Genomic DNA, 14911 nt, shown 5'->3' with positions numbered 1-14911 from the left:
CCGGGCGACCGTCTCCTCTTCTGCCGAGCCACTACGCCCATGTTCGACAAGATCCTGATTGCCAACCGCGGTGAAATCGCCTGCCGTGTCATCCGCACCGCCCGCCGGCTCGGCATCCGCACGGTCGCGGTGTACTCGGACGCCGACGCCAATGCCCAGCACGTGCGCCAGGCCGACGAGGCCCATCACATCGGTGGCCCGCGTCCGCAGGAGTCGTACCTGCGCGGCGAGGCGATCATCGAGGCGGCACTCCGCAGCGGTGCGCAGGCCATCCACCCGGGTTACGGCTTCCTGTCGGAGAACGCCGACTTCGCCGACGCTGTGGAAGCGGCGGGCATGACCTTCATCGGCCCGAAGGCGGCGTCGATGCGGAAGATGGGCAGCAAGGCGGGCGCCAAGGAGCTGATGCACGCCGCGGGCGTCCCGGTGGTGCCGGGCTATACCGGCGAGGACCAGTCGCCGGACGTGCTGCAGCGCGAGGCCGATGCGATTGGCTATCCGCTGATGATCAAGGCCGCGCACGGTGGCGGCGGCAAGGGCATGCGCATTGTCCGCAATTCGGGCGAGTTCATGGCCAACCTGGAGAGCTGCCAGCGCGAAGCCGCGGGCGCCTTCGGCCGCGACCGCGTCCTGCTGGAGCGCTACGTGGAAAAGCCCCGCCACATCGAGATCCAGGTGTTCGGCGACAGCCATGGCCACGCCATCCACCTCAACGAACGCGAGTGCTCGGCGCAGCGCCGCTACCAGAAGGTGCTGGAGGAGTCACCGTCCGCCTTCCTCACGCAGGACCTGCGCGAGGCGATGGGCGCGGCCGCGGTGCTGGCCGCGCGCGCCATCGACTACGTCAACGCGGGCACGGTGGAGTTCATTGTTGGCCAGGACGGCGGCTTCTACTTCATGGAGATCAACACCCGCCTGCAGGTGGAACACCCCGTCACCGAACTGGTGACCGGATTGGACCTGGTGGAATGGCAGCTGCGCGTCGCGGCCGGCGAACCGCTGCCGCTGCCGCAGGACGCCATTGGACAGAACGGCCATGCCATCGAAGTGCGCCTGTATGCCGAGGACCCGGAAGCCGGCTTCCTGCCCGGCTCGGGCAAGCTGGAGCGGCTGAAGCTGCCGACCGCCGACGCCCACGTGCGGCTGGACTCGGGCGTGGTTGAAGGCGACACGGTCACGATCTTCTACGACCCGATGATTGCCAAGCTGATCGTGTGGGACGCCGACCGGCCGGCCGCCCTCGCCCGCCTGCGCGCGGCGCTGGCGCAGTGCGAGATCAACGGGCCGAAGTCGAACATCGAGTTCCTCGAGCGGCTGGCCCGGCACCCCGCAGTGGTCGAGGCGACCATCGACACCGGCTACCTCGACCGCCACCTGGACGAGTTCATGCCCGTGGCCGAAGCCACCGACACCGACCTGCTGCTGGCGGCGACGGTCGCCGAACTGCTCGGCCAGGAACGCGCCACCCGCGAGGCAGCCAGCACGTCCAACGACCCGACCTCGCCATGGGCCATCGCCGACGGCTGGCGCCTGGGCCACGGCAGTCGCCGCGCCCTGGCTTTCCTGCGCCGTGGCGAGCGCATCGAACTGCACGCGCAGGGCAGCGCCGGCGAGTACCGCGTCGAACATGCCGGCACCACGCATGCCATTTCCGGGGCGCGGCTGTCCCGCGACACCCTGAGTCTGCGCATCGACGGCAAGGGCCGCCGCTTCGATATCCTCGAGCAGGACACGCACCTGGTGGTGCACGATGGCGACAAGCGCTTGCGCCTGGACCCGGTGCCCATGTACCACCACGAGCAGGGCCAGGGCAGCAGTGGCGCCGACCGCGTGCTGGCGCCGATGCCCGGCCGCGTGGTGGTGGTCAAGGCGGCGCCGGGCGATGAAGTCGAAGCCGGCCAGGAGGTCATGGTGATCGAAGCGATGAAGATGGAGCTCAGCCTGAAGGCACCGCGCGCCGGCAAGGTGGCCGAAGTGCGCGCCGCCAGCGGTGACTTCGTCGACGCGGACACCGCCCTCGTGGTGCTGGAGGCCTGACATGGCAATGCCCTCGCACGTGCGCATCGTCGAAGTGGGCCCCCGTGACGGCCTGCAGAACGAGAAGACGCTGGTCTCCACCGCCGACAAGATCGCGCTGATCGACCGCCTCTCGGCGACCGGCCTCCAGAGCATCGAGGCCACCGCCTTCGTCAGCCCGAAGTGGGTGCCGCAGATGGCCGATGCCGCCGAGGTGTTTGCCGGCATCACCCGCAAGCCGGGCGTGCACTATCCGGTGCTGGTGCCCAACGAGCAGGGCTACGAGCGCGCCCGCAGCGTTGGCGTGGAGGAAGTGGCGGTGTTCACCGCCGCATCCGAGGCGTTCAACCGCAAGAACATCAATGCTTCCATCGAGGAATCTCTGGACCGCTTCGCACCCGTGCTGGCGCGGGCCAAGGCGGACGGCGTGAAGGTGCGGGGCTACGTCTCCACCGTGCTCGGCTGCCCCTACCAGGGCGAGGTGCCGCTTACCGACGTGGTGCGCGTGGCGAAGGCACTGCACGGCATGGGCTGCTATGAAGTTTCGCTGGGCGACACCATTGGCGTTGGTACGCCGGCCAAGGCGCGAGCCATGCTGAAGGCCGTCGCCGCCGAGGTGCCCATGGACGCCCTGGCCATCCACTTCCACGACACCTACGGCCAGGCATTGGCCAACATCCTCGCCTGTCTGGAGGAAGGGGTCGCGGTGGTGGACGCCGCCGTTTCCGGTGCGGGCGGCTGCCCCTATGCCAAGGGCGCCAGCGGCAACGTCTCCAGCGAGGACGTGGTCTACATGCTCCACGGACTGGGGATCACCACGGGGATCGACCTCCCCGCACTGGCCGAGACGGGCCGCTGGTTGGCAGGCATACTCGGACGGGAATCACAAAGCAAGGTCGGAAAGGCCCTCGCCGCCACATGAGCCATCGCTCGCCCTCCTCCCGCCACGATGCTCCGCGTGCGATCGCGGATCCGCTGGAGATTGTGGCCGCGATCGAGGGTACCCTGGCCGATCCGGCCCTTCCGCAGGGCGTCCGCCTGCTGCTCGAACAGGCCCGGGACGCACTCGCGCATTCCGAAGACCACGCCCTCGCCGCCGAGCAGCGCTACCAGGCCCTGTTCGACGCGGTCCCTGACCCGGTGAGCATCATCAGCTGGGACGGGACGGTGCTGGACGTGAACCGCGCGGGCCTCAATGCGTACCGCCGCTCGCGTTCTGAGATCGTCGGCAAGCCCATCCACGTGCTCAACCCCGACCTGCCGCGCGATCACATGGGGCCGGTGTGGGATGCGCTGAACCGCGGCGGCAGCTACGTGGTGGAAGTGTCCAACATGCGCGCCGATGGCACGCGCTTCCCGGTGGAAGTGCATTCGGCAGCCTTCGAACAGGACGGGCAGAAGCTGATCGTGGCGGTGGCCCGCGATCTCAGCGGGCGTCGGGATGCCGAGACCCGCCACCGCGAGCTGATGGAAACCATCGACAAGGGCATCCTGGTCCGCGACGCCTCGGGCCGCATCATCCACGCCAATGCCGCGGCGATGCGGTTGTTCGGGATCGAGATCGGCCAACCGATCGAGAATGCGCTGTCAGACGAGCACTGGCTGGTGATCGACGAGCACGGACGCGCCCTGTCCAGCGACGAACGCCCGGCCATGCGCGCCATGCGCCTGGGCAAGCAGGTCGAGAGCACGGTACTGGGGTTTTTCCACCGTCAGGACCGGCGGCTGCTGTGGTTGTCGGTCACCGCTGTGCCGCAGTTTGAGCCCGGCAGCGACCATGTCCAGCAGGTGCTGTCGCTGTTCTCGGACGTGACCGCGCTCAAGCGCGACAGCGCGCTGTTCGACCGGGCGCAGGCCCTGGCCCACATCGGCGGGTGGCAATGGGATGCCGGACGCAACCAGCTCTATCTGACTGGGGAGGCGTTGCGCATCACCGGCGCGGACCGCGCCGCGACCGGCATCGAGGGCCTGCTGCAGACCCTGCTCCCTGACGACGCCCAACGCCTGCGCGGGGCCTTGGAACGCGCGATGGGGGACGGCCGCGGCATCAACCTCGAACTGCAGGGTGTCCGCGGCAATCGCGAGCCGTTCTGGATCCGGTTGATGGGCGAAAGCCAGGCAGAAACGCCGTTCACCGCGCAACTGACGGGGACGCTGCAGGAAATCACCGACCTCAAGCAGGCCGAAGAGGCTTTGCGCGTGCAGGCACGGACCGACCCGATGACCGGTCTGCTCAACCGCGACGCCGGCTTGGGCGACCTGGCTCAGTTCCTGGCGCCGGGAACCGACTCGCGCGTGGCGGTGCTCTACATCGACCTCGACCGGTTCAAGATCGTCAACGACGTTCTCGGCCACGCTGCCGGCGACCGTCTGCTAGCGTCGGCGGCCCGGCGCCTGCTGCGCGCCGTAGGCGAGGAAGGCCACGTGGTGCGCTTCGGTGGGGATGAATTCCTGGTCATCTGCCGGTTCGAGGATGACCTCACCCGCCCGGCTCGACTTGCGCAGGACATCCTGACCACGTTCTCGGAGAACTTCCGGGTGGATGGCGAGGAGTTCAGCATCACCGCCAGCATCGGCATCGCGCAGGCGCCTGAGCACGGCGAACGCCCGCAGCAGCTGATCCAGAGCGCGGACGTGGCCATGTACGACAGCAAGCGGCGCGGACGCAATGCCTGGCAGGTGTTCAGCAACGAACTGGCCGAGCAGCAGGTCGAGCGGCTGCAACTTGAAACACACCTGCGCCGCGCGGTGGACAACGACGAATTCGAGTTGGTCTACCAACCGCAGGTCGACCTGGCCAGTGGGCGCACGGTCGCCGCGGAGGCACTGATACGCTGGCGCAACCGCTCGCTGGGGGAGATGTCTCCGGACCGCTTCATCCAGCATGCCGAGACCACGGGCGACATCGTCGAGATCGGCAACTGGACGTTGCACGAGGCCTGCCGCCAGTTGGGCCGCTGGCGTGCCGATGGCCTGCAACTGGATCGTGTCGCGGTCAACGTGTCGTATCGCCAGTTCCTGGGCGAGGACCTCGTGCGCACAGTGCGATCGGCCCTGTCGGCCTCGCGCTTGCCAGGTTCCTCGCTGGAGCTGGAGTTCACCGAGCGCGTGCTGATCGAGGACGAACCGGACACGCTGAGTACGTTCGCCGAACTGCGCGACATGGGCGTGGTGCTCACCATCGACGACTTCGGTGAGGGCTACAGCGCGCTCAACTATCTGCGGCGCCTGCCCATCCACGGACTCAAGCTCAGCCAGTTGTTCGTGCAGGGTGTGCCGGACACCCATTCCGACGTCGCGGTGTGCCAGGCGGTGGCCGGCATATCCCGCAGCCTCGGGCTGGAACTGATCGCCGAGGGCATCGAAACCGAGGCGCAGCGCGCGTTCCTGCTTCGGCTGGGGCTGGGCGTGGGCCAGGGTTTCCTGTTTGCCGCCGGCCTGCCCCCGCACGAGTTGCGGCAGCACTACGGCAGCCCGGTGATGGTACTGGGCTGACGCGCGCGAGGCCCTACCACCCCTTGAAGAAGCTCCCGTCCGCGAAATCCCACAACAGGTTCAGGTGGAACCGGTAGTCGTAGGGCTGGTCGCTGAGCGGCAACTCGACGCCGAGATTCAGCGCGACGTGGCCACCACGCGTGAGTCCAATGCGCATCTGCGGCACCGCGCTGAACTTGACCCGGTCACCGCCGGGGTCCTGGAACGGCGCCGCCGCGGTCAGCTCCAGCCCGCCGAAAACACGCCGCGGCCACGGCGACCATTTGTAATGCGCGATGGCAGCCACCTCCACCTGGCCTTCGTCGGGATTGTCGAATGGCACCGTGGTTCGCGCGCTTCCCTGGGTAATCCACCGCTCGGACCACTGCCGCCCCCACGCCAGGTATGGCGCAAACGCCTCGGAGGAGCCATCGGTAGGAACCGCCACGACCAGCGCGCCCGACAGGATGGACGCCTTCTGCCGGTTCCAGGCGAGGACGTGCTTGTACCCCACCTCGACTTCGGTGATCTCGCTGCGGTCACCGTCGTCCGCATGGATGACTTCCAGCAGCCACTGACCGCGCTTGCCCACGCGCTTTTCCACCTCCAGTACGTTGCGGAACTCGTCACGGCCGTTGCGATCGGTGTAACGCGACTTCCATACCACCTCGTCTTCGGGGAACGCCTTCTTGGTCCGGATGGGCAGGAAGAAGTTGAGCTCGCCCGGCGGGTACTCCGATGTATCGGCAAGCGTCTTGACGTACGCGACCACGTTGCGGATGTCGGAATCGGTGAGCGTTCCGCCTTGGGCGGGCATCTGTTCCGACAGACCCATTGAGTGACCGCCATGGCGAACGACCATCTCCCAGTCGGGCGCGGGCTCGCGGCTGTTGAACAGCGGGTCGGCCAGATCGGCCGGCGGAGGGTCCATGGCCGCGCGCAGTGGGCTGTCCGGCGGCAGCGTTCCTGTGGTGCCGTGGCAGGCCGCGCACACGGTCTCGAAGGTCCTGCGGCCCGCGTCGAGATCGGCCGCCAGCGTCGCGGTGGGAACCGCCCAGGCCAAGGCGAGTACGATGCCCCACGGCCACCCGGATCGCGCGCGGGTGGCACCGGAGTTCGACAGGTCCATCGAGTCCTCCTCGTACGGACGGGCGGGACCCGCCCCTCCGCGCACTGTAACCACCCCGCCGGGGTTGGTGCGGGAAGAAGGCGAGTCTCAGACCCATTCGCTTTCAGGCGACGCGCCCGCCCCAGCCGGTTTAAAATCCCGGGTTTCCAGTTCGGGGTATGTCATGCAGCTTGCATCCGTTCGTGCCGTCATTACCGGTGGCGTCTCCGGCCTTGGCCTTGCCGTGGCCCAGCACCTGGTCGCCAACGGCGGCAAGGTCGCCCTGTTCGACGTCAATGAGGAAAAGGGCGCGGCCGCTGTCGCCGAACTGGGCGAAGCCAATGCCCGCTTCTGGAAGACCGATGTCAGCAACGAGGACACCGTCGCCGCCAATGTCACCGCCGCGAAGGAGTTCCTGGGCGGCCTGAACGTCGCGATGAACTGCGCCGGGATCCTCGGTTCCGGCCGGGTTTTGGGCAAGGAAGGCGCGATGCCGCTGTCGCAATTCCAGACCACCGTCATGGTCAACCTGGTGGGCAGCTTCAACGTGGCCAAGGCTGCCGCGGCGCTGATGCAGCACAACGAGGCCGGCGTCGACGGCGAGCGCGGCGTGATCATCAACACCGCCTCGGTCGCCGCCTATGAAGGCCAGATCGGCCAGGCCGCGTACTCCGCGTCCAAGGGCGGCGTGGTCGGCATGACCCTGCCGATGGCGCGCGAACTGGCCCGCTTCGGCATCCGCGTGATGACGATTGCTCCTGGCGTGTTCTGGACGCCGATGGTGGATGGGATGCCGCAGTCGGTGCAGGAGTCGCTGGCCGCTTCGATTCCGTTCCCGTCGCGCCTGGGCCAGCCGGAGGACTTCGCCAGCCTGGTCGCGCACATCCTCGGCAACACCTACCTCAACGGCGAGACCATCCGCCTCGACGGCGCCACCCGACTGGCGCCCAAGTAACCCTTTACCCACCCTCCCCCGGTCCGCCCCGACCCCGGGGAGGAACAGGACCGGGTCACACGATCCAGTGAGCACTCCATGAAGGCTTTTGACATCAAGAAGGGCAACGTTGTCGAACACAACAACGGTGTCTACCAGATCCGCGACATCGAGCGCAGCTCGCCCCAGGGCCGCGGCGGCAACGTGCGCTTCCGTTTCATCATGTACAGCGTGCCGGGCGGCAACAAGCTCGACGCCAGCTTCGATGGCGACGACGAACTGCGCGAGGTCGACCTGGTGCGCCGCCAGGCCACCTTCTCGTACATGGATGGCGATGCGTTCGTGTTCCTCGACGACGTGGACTACACGCCGTACACGCTCGACGCGGACGTGGTGGGTGACAACGCCGGCTACATCGTTCCGGACCTGTCGGGCTGCTACGTGCAGGTGATCGACGAGCAGGCCATCGGCCTGCAGATGCCGCAGACCGTGACACTGGAAGTGGTGGAAACTCCGCCGGAGCTGAAGGGTGGCACCGCCACCAAGCGGCCCAAGCCGGCCAAGCTCAACACCGGCATCGAGATCATGGTGCCGGAGTACATCGTCAACGGCGAGCGCGTGCTGGTGAACACCACCACGGGTGAGTTCGCGGGTCGCGCGGACTGAGTGCGATTGCCGCCACCATGGGGCGGCAAAGGCATGGACAAAAGCGGGCCAAGCCCGCTTTTGTCGCTTCAGGACGGGTGGCCCCGCCCGGCCCCGCCATCAGGCGTCGAACACCTTGCCCGGGTTCATCAGTCCGTTCGGATCGAGTACCTGCTTGATGCCCTTCATCACCGCGATCTCGGCGGCACTTCGCGTGCTCGAGAGGTAGGGCTTCTTCACCAGGCCGATGCCGTGCTCGGCCGAGATGCTGCCGCCGTGCCGCTGCAGCGCGTCGGCCAGCAGCTTGGTCACCTGCTCGCATTGGGCGACGAACGCGTCGTTCTCCATCGCGTCGGGCTTGAGCACGTTGATGTGCAGGTTGCCGTCGCCGATGTGGCCGAACCACACCACTTCGAACTGCGGATATTCCTGCGCCAGCAGCGCCTGGGTTTCCGCGAGGAACGCAGGCATCGCGGACACGCGCACGGCGATGTCGTTCTTGTAGGGCTTGTAGCGCGCCAGCGCCTCGGTGATGCCTTCGCGCAATCGCCACAACTGCGCAGCCTGCGCATCGCTCTGGCTGATCACGCCATCCAGCACCAGGCCACCCTCCAGGCAATGCTCGAAAGCGGCCAGTGCCGCGCTTTCCTGCTGCTCGTCGCCGATGGCGTATTCGGTGACCACGTAGTAGGGAAAGGTCTCCGCGAACGGAGCCTGCGCCCCGTGCGCCAGCACATGGCGCAGCGCCACGTCGGTGAAGAACTCGAAGGCCTCCAGTTGCATCCGCTCGCGGAACGCGGAGAACACCTGCATCAGCACGTCGAACGAGGGTAGCGCCAGCAGCATCACGTTGGTGGGCGGCGGCGGGTCGGTGAGGCGCAACGTGGCTTCGACCACCACCCCGAGCGTGCCCTCCGAGCCCACGAACAGGTGGCGCAGGTCGTAGCCGCTGGAGTTCTTCACCAGCCCGCGGTTGAGCTCAAGCACGTCGCCCGCGCCGGTGACGACAGTCAGCCCCGCCACCCATTCGCGGGTGTTGCCATAGCGCACCACACGGATGCCGCCGGCGTTGGTGGCGATGCTGCCGCCCACCGTCGCCGAGCCGCGCGAGGCGAAATCCACCGGGTACGCCAGCCCGTGACCGGCTGCCGCCTCCTGCGCCACCTGCAATGGCACGCCGGCCTGGACCGTCAGCGTACGGTCCACCGCATCGAAGGCGAGCACGCGGTTCAAGCGCTCCAGGCTGAGGACGAGCTCGCCCTGCGCCGCGACCGCGCCACCGGACAGGCCGGTACGCCCGCCGGAAGGCACCAGCGCCACCCCAGCCTCGTTGGCCCAGCGGACAACACCCTGCACCTCGTCCACGCTGCCCGGCAACGCTATGGCCAAGGGCGCAGGTGTCCAGCGACGCGTCCAGTCGCGGCCGTAGTGTTCCAGGTCGGCGGGATCGGTCTTCAGTCGCAGCCCCGGCACGGCGGCCAGCAGGCGTTCGAGGCGCGGATCGGTCATGGCGTGGCGACGTTGGGCGAGGCGTCCAGCGTGCCAGCCGCACGCCTTCCGCGTCCAGTGATGCACTGCAGCAGAAACTAATTTTTTCTGCGATATTCCAAGACCCGCGACCCCCCCAACCCCGCCGTGGCCAAGAAGACCTCCTACCCCAAGAACGACATCCGCGTGCTCCTGCTGGAGGGTCTGAGTCCCACCGCGGTGGAGAGCTTCCGCGCGGCCGGCTACAGCAACATCCAGACTTTCGAGAAGTCGCTGCCCGAGGACGAACTCAAGCGGCAGATCGCCGAGGCCCACATCATCGGTATCCGGTCGCGCACCCAGCTCACCGCCGAAGTGCTGGCCGAGGCACGCCGCCTGATCGCCATCGGCTGCTTCTGCATCGGCACCAACCAGGTCGACCTGGACGCGGCAGAGATGCTGGGCATCCCGGTGTTCAATGCCCCGTACTCCAATACCCGCAGCGTGGCCGAGCTGGTGGTGGCCGAAACGATCATGCTGTTGCGCGGCATCCCGCAGAAGAATGCCGAGTGCCACCGCGGCGGCTGGTCGAAGTCGGCCGCTGGAAGCCACGAGGTCCGCGGCAAGGTCATCGGCATCATCGGGTACGGCCACATCGGCACCCAGGTTGGCGTGATCGCCGAGGCCCTGGGCATGCAGGTGCTGTTCCACGACATCGAGACCAAGCTGTCGCTGGGCAATGCACGCGTCGCGGCCGGACTGGACGACCTGCTGGCCCGCAGCGACATCGTGACGCTGCACGTACCCGAGACGCCAGCCACGAAGAACATGTTCGGCAGCGCGCAGATCGCCAAGATGAAGCGCGGCGCGCACCTGATCAATGCCTCGCGTGGCACCGTGGTTGACATCGACGCGCTGGCGGCGGCGCTGGCCTCGGGCCAGATCGGCGGCGCGGCGGTCGACGTGTTCCCGGTCGAGCCCAAGGGCAATGACGACGCGTTCGTGTCCCCGTTGCGCGGCCACGACAACGTGCTGCTGACCCCGCACATCGGCGGCAGCACACTGGAAGCGCAGGACAACATCGGGCTGGAGGTGGCGGCCAAGCTGATCCGCTACAGCGACAACGGCTCCACGCTGTCCGCGGTCAACTTCCCCGAGGTCACGCTGCCCGAGCACACCGGCAGCAAGCGCCTGATGCACATCCACCGCAACGTGCCAGGCATCCTTTCGCAGATCAACGACATCTTCTCGCGCGAAGGCGTCAACATCGACGGCCAGTTCCTGCGCACGCACCCCAAGGTGGGTTACGTGGTGATCGACATCACGGCGAGCGAGGACCAGGCCGATGGCCTGCGCGAGCAGTTGGCGGCCATCGAGGGCACGCTCAAGGTGCGCATCCTGTACTGACCGCATGCCGCGCAGTCGAAGGGGACGCGGCGACATGGGCGCCGCTACCCTCCTCCGAGCGTGACCTGCAGGTGGCGCTTCAGGCGTCAATCCGCACGGCGACTCGCCCGCGGGTTACCGGCTAACGGCCAGCCACTTCCGCGCCATGCGCCGCATGGATTCATCCGATGCCTGGTCCTCGGCGATGGCTGCAATGTCGCGCCATGCCAAGTCGAGTGACTCCTCGCTGACCACGAATTCCTCGCTGCCGGTGGTGCGCACCACGTAGCGCGCGTCGTAGTGCCAGTGACCGGGCACGTCACCGCGCCCGGGGATCCAGTGGCGGTCCAGATCGAAAAGCTCCGGCTCGACCCGCAGGCCGGTGAGGCCGGATTCCTCTTCGGCTTCGCGCAGCGCAACGTTGGCCAGGTCGCGGTCGCCATCGGCGTGCCCCCCCAGCTGCAACCAGCGGTCGAGCTTGCGGTGGTGGGTCAGCAGCGCCCGTTTGCCGGAGGCGTCGACCAGCCAGGACGACGCGGTGAAGTGCCCGGCGAGGCGCTCACGGATGAAAGGGTCGGCGGCGTCGTCCAACAGTTCAAGGAATTCCCCGGCCGTTCCTGCCTCGTCCGGCCAGCGGCTCGCATAGTCGCGGAAGGTCGCATCCAGCGGGGGGACCAGCGACGAAACAGTGGACTTGGACGTGGGCGACATACGCAGGGGTATTCAATCGAATGAACGGGGGAGCCGATTATGCGCGGAAATCCGCGCCGCCTTCTCGCCCTTGCTGCGACTTTCGTCGGTGGGTTAAGGTGGCCCGCCGCGTGCCTGTCCGCTGCCACAGCGCGATGACGGGCCCAAGACAATCACTTTGGGGATCAGGATGTACAAGAATCTGTTCGCGACCAAGCCGGTGGAAGCCGCCGGCCACGTCGACGCCGGCGAGCCCGTGGAAGGCGGCTTGCAGGGCGAGGTAACACTCAAGCGCGTGCTCACAGCGCGGCATCTCGTGCTGCTGGGCGTGGGCGCCATCATCGGCGCCGGTATCTTCGTGATGACCGGCACGGCGGCGGCCAATTACGCCGGGCCCGCCGTGATCCTGAGCTTCGTGATGGCGGCGGTGGCCTGCGGCTTCGCCGGCCTGTGCTATGCCGAGTTCGCCTCGATGATGCCGGTTTCCGGGTCGGCCTACTCCTATACCTACAGCACGCTGGGCGAGGTGGTGGCCTGGTTCATCGGCTGGAACCTGGTGCTGGAATACCTGTTCGCCGCGTCCAGCGTGGCCGTGGGCTGGTCGGGCTACCTCAACAGCTTCCTGACCACATACGGCGCGGGCATACCCGCCGCGCTGGCGCAGGCGCCGTTCCACTATTCGGCCGAAGCCAAGGCGTTCGTCAGCACCGGCTCGATCGTCAACCTGCCGGCGGTGCTGATCGTCGCCGCCATCTCGGGTCTCTGCTACCGCGGCATCACCCAGTCCGCGTGGGTCAACGCGCTGATCGTGGCGATCAAGGTCACGGTGATCGTGGCTTTCCTCGGCTTCGCCGCACAGTACATCAACCCCGACAACTGGCACCCGTTCATCCCGGCCAATGAGGGCGGTACCCGCTTCGGCATGGAAGGCGTGGCGCGTGGCGCGGCCGTGGTGTTCTTCGCCTACATCGGCTTCGATGCGGTCTCGACCGCGGCGGGCGAAGCCAAGAACCCGCAGCGCGACATGCCGATCGGCATCCTGGGCTCGCTGGCAGTGTGCACCGTGCTGTACATCGCGGTCGCGGCCACGCTGACCGGCCTGATGCCGTTTGCGCAGTTGGACACCCCGAAGCCCGTCTCGACCGCACTGGAAAACTACCCGACCCTGGGTTGGCTGAAGACGGCGGTCGAGATCGGCGCGATCGCCGGTCTCAGCTCGGTGATCCTGGTCATGCTGATGGGCCAGCCGCGCATTTTCTACGCGATGGCGAAGGACGGCCTCATGCCGAAGATCTTCGGCCGCGTGCACCCCAAGTTCCAGACGCCGTACATCGGCACGGTGATCGTGGGCGTCGTCGCTTCGATCATGGCCGGCCTGCTGCCGCTGGACTTCCTGGGCGACCTGGTCTCGATGGGCACCCTGCTGGCCTTCTCCACCGTGTGCGCGGGCGTGCTGATCCTGCGCTACACGCGTCCGGACCTCCCGCGTCCGTTCCGCGTGCCCGGCGCCATGGTCGTCTGCACCCTGGGCGTGGTCTCCTGCCTGTACCTGTTCTCGCTGCCGTTCAAGGACCACTGGCAGGTCATGCTGGGCTGGACGATCATCGGTTTCATGATCTATTTCGGCTACGGCTACCGCAACAGCAAGCTGCGCAACCGCGCCTGACCGGCCACTCCTCCAGGGCCGACGACTTGCGCGTCGGCCCTTTTCAGTTACGCGATCACCGGTGGGATTCCGCCGGCCCAGGACCCACCCGATGCTGCAACGCCTGCTCGCCACCAAGCACCCCCACGCCGCACATGCCGATGCCGACGGCCTGAGCCTGCACCGCACGCTGGGCAAGTGGGGCCTGACCGCACTGGGCATTGGCGCGGTGATCGGTGGCGGTATCTTCGTGATCACCGGCCAGGCCGCCGCCAACCACGCCGGTCCGGCGATCATCCTTTCGTTCGTCCTGGCGGCGCTCTGCTGCACGTTCTGCGCGCTGGCCTATGCCGAGTTCGCATCCATGGTGCCGGTTTCCGGCAGCGCCTACACCTATACCTATGCCACGCTGGGTGAACTGGCTGCCTGGTTCATCGGCTGGATGCTGGTACTGGAATACGGCGTCTCTGCCTCCGCGGTGGCGGTCAGTTGGACCGGCTATCTGCTGAGCCTGCTGGAACACTTCAACATCCACCTGCCCGCGGCGCTGGTACAGGCGCCGTTGGACAGCAAGCTGCAGCCCACCGGCGCGATTGCCAACCTGCCAGCGGCGGCCCTGGTGCTGTTGTTGACCTGGGTGTGTTACGTCGGCATCCGCAAGTCCTCAGGCATGAACACGGCGATGGTGCTGCTCAAGAGCGGGCTGATCGTGCTGGTCATCATCGCCGGCTGGCAGTACGTGGACCCGGCCAACTGGGAGCCGTTCATCCCCGCCAACGAAGGCCCGGGCAAGTTCGGTTGGGAAGGCGTGCTGCGCGGCGCGTCGATGGTGTTCTTCGCCTACATCGGCTTCGAAGCGGTGTCGGTAGCGGCACAGGAATCGCACAACCCGCAGAAGGACCTGCCGTTTGGCATGTTGATGTCGCTGGCCATCTGTACCGTGCTGTACATCGGCATGGCGGCAGTGATGACCGGCCTCACCCCGTACACGCTGCTGGGCACCGACGAGCCGGTAGTGACCGCGGTGGCTGGCCACCCGCAGTTGGCATGGTTGCGGGTGGTGGTGGAGATCGGCGCGCTGATCGGTCTGTCGTCGGTGGTGCTGGTGATGATCATCGGCCAGCCGCGCATCTTCATGATCATGGCGCGCGACGGCCTGCTGCCGGCGGTGTTCACCCGCATCCACCCCACGCACCGCACGCCGCACATCAACACGGTGATCACTGGCATCGGCATCGCCCTGTTGGCCGCGCTGTTCCCTCTCGACATCCTGGGCGAGCTGACCTCGATGGGCACGCTGATCGCATTCGGGGCCGTCTGCGGCGGCGTGCTGATCCTGCGCCGCACCCAGCCGGACCTGCCCCGCCCGTTCCGCATCCGGGGCGTGTGGTTCATCTGCCTGGCCGGCATCTTCAGTTGCCTGGCGCTGCTGTCGGCCATGACCCTGCACAACTGGATGCTGATGCTGGGCTGGACGGCCTTGGGCTTTGCCATCTACTTCCTGTACGGGTACCGGCACAGCAAGCTCAAGGGCTAGTAAACTTGG

At 67.3% G+C, this 14911-nt stretch carries 11 protein-coding genes; 8 read left to right on the top strand and 3 right to left on the bottom strand.

Annotation, left to right across the window (positions count from 1 at the left end; all coding sequences use genetic code 11):
• Nucleotides 1–39 precede the first annotated feature (39 nt).
• Genes AC3ARF_RS05595 through AC3ARF_RS05585 form a run of 3 tightly spaced genes read left to right on the top strand, consistent with a single transcriptional unit; the run spans nt 40 to nt 5511 of the window.
• Nucleotides 40–2037 carry an acetyl/propionyl/methylcrotonyl-CoA carboxylase subunit alpha gene (locus AC3ARF_RS05595; protein WP_498931039.1) on the top strand — a complete coding sequence of 666 codons (1998 nt, stop codon included), beginning with the start codon at nt 40–42 and terminating at the stop codon, nt 2035–2037.
• 7 nt (nt 2038–2044) lie between these two features.
• Nucleotides 2045–2938, top strand: a complete 894-nt coding sequence (locus AC3ARF_RS05590; RefSeq protein WP_498931769.1) for a hydroxymethylglutaryl-CoA lyase — start codon at nt 2045–2047, stop codon at nt 2936–2938.
• Entirely contained in the window at nt 2935–5511 is a 2577-nt protein-coding gene (locus AC3ARF_RS05585) for a sensor domain-containing protein (protein ID WP_498931037.1), read from the top strand. The genes AC3ARF_RS05590 and AC3ARF_RS05585 overlap by 4 nt, the downstream gene beginning before the upstream one ends.
• Nucleotides 5512–5524: 13 nt before the next feature.
• Here the strand turns inward: AC3ARF_RS05585 and AC3ARF_RS05580 are convergent, their stop codons facing one another.
• Nucleotides 5525–6619, bottom strand: coding sequence for a c-type cytochrome (locus AC3ARF_RS05580; protein ID WP_498931035.1), 1095 nt, complete (start codon nt 6617–6619; stop codon nt 5525–5527).
• A 163-nt stretch (nt 6620–6782) separates the two neighbouring features.
• Here AC3ARF_RS05580 and AC3ARF_RS05575 point away from each other — a divergent pair, with 163 nt between their 5' ends.
• Both AC3ARF_RS05575 and yeiP read left to right on the top strand, forming a co-directional pair.
• Nucleotides 6783–7553, top strand: a complete 771-nt coding sequence (locus AC3ARF_RS05575; protein WP_498931033.1) for an SDR family NAD(P)-dependent oxidoreductase — start codon at nt 6783–6785, stop codon at nt 7551–7553.
• A gap of 78 nt (nt 7554–7631) precedes the next feature.
• On the top strand, nt 7632–8198 hold the full coding sequence (gene yeiP / locus AC3ARF_RS05570; protein WP_498931032.1) for an elongation factor P-like protein YeiP: 567 nt from the start codon (nt 7632–7634) through the stop codon (nt 8196–8198).
• Nucleotides 8199–8297: 99 nt separating this feature from the next.
• On the opposite strand, the gene AC3ARF_RS05565 is transcribed toward yeiP, so the two are convergent.
• Nucleotides 8298–9686 (bottom strand): D-2-hydroxyglutarate dehydrogenase, encoded by a 1389-nt coding sequence (locus AC3ARF_RS05565; RefSeq protein WP_498931030.1) that lies wholly within the window; start codon nt 9684–9686, stop codon nt 8298–8300.
• Nucleotides 9687–9812: 126 nt separating this feature from the next.
• On the opposite strand from AC3ARF_RS05565, the gene serA reads away from it, so the two are divergent.
• Nucleotides 9813–11051 carry a phosphoglycerate dehydrogenase gene (gene serA / locus AC3ARF_RS05560; RefSeq protein WP_498931028.1) on the top strand — a complete coding sequence of 413 codons (1239 nt, stop codon included), beginning with the start codon at nt 9813–9815 and terminating at the stop codon, nt 11049–11051.
• A 114-nt stretch (nt 11052–11165) separates the two neighbouring features.
• Here the strand turns inward: serA and AC3ARF_RS05555 are convergent, their stop codons facing one another.
• Nucleotides 11166–11741: an NUDIX hydrolase gene (locus AC3ARF_RS05555; protein WP_498931026.1), complete on the bottom strand. Its 576-nt coding sequence runs from the start codon at nt 11739–11741 to the stop codon at nt 11166–11168.
• Nucleotides 11742–11910: 169 nt separating this feature from the next.
• Between AC3ARF_RS05555 and AC3ARF_RS05550 the strand changes: the two genes are divergently transcribed.
• Nucleotides 11911–13386 carry an amino acid permease gene (locus AC3ARF_RS05550; RefSeq protein WP_498931024.1) on the top strand — a complete coding sequence of 492 codons (1476 nt, stop codon included), beginning with the start codon at nt 11911–11913 and terminating at the stop codon, nt 13384–13386.
• 91 nt (nt 13387–13477) lie between these two features.
• A complete protein-coding gene (locus tag AC3ARF_RS05545; protein WP_498931022.1) occupies nt 13478–14902 on the top strand; it encodes an amino acid permease in 1425 nt (474 codons plus the stop codon).
• The last annotated feature ends 9 nt before the right edge of the window (nt 14903–14911 follow it).

It is taken from the genome of Lysobacter sp. KACC 24251, assembly GCF_057747755.1.
This window is presented reverse-complemented; position numbering and strand designations above follow the sequence as displayed.

Bases quoted from the DNA above. Each gene is read 5' to 3' on its own strand.
- AC3ARF_RS05595 (WP_498931039.1), top strand. From the start codon at position 40: ATGTTCGACAAGATCCTGATTGCCAACCGCGGTGAAATCGCCTGCCGT.
- AC3ARF_RS05590 (WP_498931769.1), top strand. From the start codon at position 2,045: ATGCCCTCGCACGTGCGCATCGTCGAAGTGGGCCCCCGTGACGGCCTG.
- AC3ARF_RS05585 (WP_498931037.1), top strand. From the start codon at position 2,935: ATGAGCCATCGCTCGCCCTCCTCCCGCCACGATGCTCCGCGTGCGATC.
- AC3ARF_RS05580 (WP_498931035.1), bottom strand. From the start codon at position 6,619: ATGGACCTGTCGAACTCCGGTGCCACCCGCGCGCGATCCGGGTGGCCG.
- AC3ARF_RS05575 (WP_498931033.1), top strand. From the start codon at position 6,783: ATGCAGCTTGCATCCGTTCGTGCCGTCATTACCGGTGGCGTCTCCGGC.
- yeiP (WP_498931032.1), top strand. From the start codon at position 7,632: ATGAAGGCTTTTGACATCAAGAAGGGCAACGTTGTCGAACACAACAAC.
- AC3ARF_RS05565 (WP_498931030.1), bottom strand. From the start codon at position 9,686: ATGACCGATCCGCGCCTCGAACGCCTGCTGGCCGCCGTGCCGGGGCTG.
- AC3ARF_RS05555 (WP_498931026.1), bottom strand. From the start codon at position 11,741: ATGTCGCCCACGTCCAAGTCCACTGTTTCGTCGCTGGTCCCCCCGCTG.
- AC3ARF_RS05550 (WP_498931024.1), top strand. From the start codon at position 11,911: ATGTACAAGAATCTGTTCGCGACCAAGCCGGTGGAAGCCGCCGGCCAC.
- AC3ARF_RS05545 (WP_498931022.1), top strand. From the start codon at position 13,478: ATGCTGCAACGCCTGCTCGCCACCAAGCACCCCCACGCCGCACATGCC.